At 58.3% G+C, this 2,052-nt stretch carries 2 protein-coding genes; both read left to right on the forward strand.

What is annotated here, in order from left to right; all coding sequences use genetic code 11:
• Positions 1–83: 83 nt before the first annotated feature.
• Complete coding sequence (gene tnpB / locus BLL38_RS29825; RefSeq protein WP_076965370.1) at positions 84–443, forward strand: IS66 family insertion sequence element accessory protein TnpB; 360 nt, start codon at positions 84–86, stop codon at positions 441–443.
• Positions 444–461: 18 nt separating this feature from the next.
• Positions 462–2,006, forward strand: a complete 1,545-nt coding sequence (gene tnpC / locus BLL38_RS29830) for an IS66 family transposase (RefSeq protein ID WP_076965371.1) — start codon at positions 462–464, stop codon at positions 2,004–2,006.
• The last annotated feature ends 46 nt before the right edge of the window (positions 2,007–2,052 follow it).

Consider the following 2,052-nt stretch of genomic DNA (forward strand, 5'->3'; position numbering starts at 1 on the left):
GTAAGCGCTCCATAAACCCCACCTTCAAATGACCCAAGTACGACCTGATGCTGTGCTCCCGATTTTCTTTCTGGAGCCAGCCCATGATGCGCCCCGATCCCAAGGTTAAAGCCGTTTATCTTTATCCCAAGCCAGTGGATTTCCGTAAATCCATCAATGGCTTGGCCGCTCTGGTCGAGCTGGATATCAAGGTGGCGGTGTTCGACCCAGTATTATTTGTGTTCCTCAATCGCACGCGTAGCCAAGTGAAAATTCTCTACTGGCATCGCAACGGTTTCTGTCTGTGGCTCAAGCGTCTAGAGGCCGAACGCTTCAAAACTAAGCCGGATGCGGGCGATGAAGCCATTGAGTTGACGGTGCGTGAATTGAACCAACTTTTGGATGGAATCGATCTCTGGGGTAACCAGCCGCACAAGCTGCTGACGCCGCGCTTCGTCACCTGATTCGGTATAATCCACGGCATGATTTCCATGCCCGAAACCCTCCCCGACGATCCTTTTTTGCTCAAGCAGTTGCTGCTGTCGGCGAGCGTGCGGATGTCGGAAAAGGATGGACAAATTGAGCGTCTGCGCGAACAAAACGCCCTGCTGCTCCAGCGTCTGTTCGGCCGTAAGTCCGAGCAGAGTGCCGATCCTGACTCACCGCAGCTAGAGTTCTTCAACGAGGCTGAAAACCTCACCGACACTGCGCCTGAAGCCGTTGCCGATGACGTCGAGGAAGAGGTTGTCGCTCCGGTTAAGCGTCGTGGCAAGCGTAAGCCGTTGCCCGCTGAACTGCCGCGTGTCGAAGTCGTCCACGAGCTGCCCGAGCACGAACTGACCTGTGAGTGTGGTTGCCGCAAACAGGTCATCGGTGAAGAAACCAGCGAGCAGCTGGAAATCATCCCGATGCAAGTCCGGGTGATCAAACACATCCGCAAAACCTACGCCTGCAAGACCTGCGAAACCGCGCCGATCACTGCCGATAAGCCGGCGCAGTTGATCGAGAAAAGCCTAGCCAGCCCCAGCGTGCTGGCCATGCTGCTAACAACAAAATACGCCGACGGCATCCCGCTGTACCGCTTTGAGAGGATGCTCAGCCGGCACGGTATCGACATCCCGCGCCAGACCTTGGCGCGCTGGGTGATCCAGTGTGGCGCGCTGCTACAACCGCTGCTCAACTTGATACGCGACCAGTTGCTGGACTACCCGGTACTGCACTGCGATGAGACCCGTGTGCAGGTGCTCAAAGAGCCGGGGCGTGAGCCGAGCAGCCAATCGTGGATGTGGGTGCAAACCGGCGGCCCGCCAGACAGGCCAGTAATCCTGTTCGACTATACCACCAGCCGTGCGCAGGACGTGCCGCTGCGCCTGCTCGCGGGCTACCGCGGTTACTTGATGACCGACGACTACGCCGGCTACAACGCCGTGGCCGCGCAAGCCGGGGTTGAGCGCTTAGCCTGCCTGGCGCATGCGCGACGTAAATTTATTGAGGCGCAGAAGGTGCAGCCCAAGGGCAAAACCGGACGGGCCGACGTGGCGCTAAACCTGATCAACAAACTGTACGGCATCGAGCGCGACCTAAAAGACGCCATCCCCGAACAACGTTATCAGGGTCGCCAGCAACATAGCCTGCCGATCCTCGCTCAACTGAAAAACTGGCTGGAGAAAACTCAGCCGCAAGTTACCGCACAGAATGCCTTGGGCAAAGCCGTAAACTACCTGGCCAACAACTGGAGCCGGCTGGAGCGCTACGCCGAAGGCGGCCACCTGCCGATCGACAACAACGCCGCCGAGCGAGCCATCCGGCCCTTCGTCATCGGCCGAAAGAACTGGCTGTTCAGCGACACACCCAAGGGCGCCACTGCCAGCGCGCAAATCTACAGCCTGATCGAAACCGCCAAGGCCAACCACCAAGAGCCTTACGCCTACCTGCGTCACATCCTCGAACGCCTGCCTCAGGCCAATTGCATCGAAGGCTACGAAGCGCTGCTGCCGTGGAACTGCAAACCCACAACGCCACTTTAAAACGCAAAACCCCACCAGCGGGAGGTGGGGTTTATGGAGCGCTTAC

Origin of the sequence: Pseudomonas gessardii, assembly GCF_001983165.1 — a bacterium.
Lineage (GTDB): Bacteria > Pseudomonadota > Gammaproteobacteria > Pseudomonadales > Pseudomonadaceae > Aquipseudomonas > Aquipseudomonas gessardii.

What these genes read in the sequence shown, in the direction of transcription:
- tnpB (WP_076965370.1), top strand. Translation starts at nt 84, where the DNA reads ATGATGCGCCCCGATCCCAAGGTTAAAGCCGTTTATCTTTATCCCAAG.
- tnpC (WP_076965371.1), top strand. Translation starts at nt 462, where the DNA reads ATGATTTCCATGCCCGAAACCCTCCCCGACGATCCTTTTTTGCTCAAG.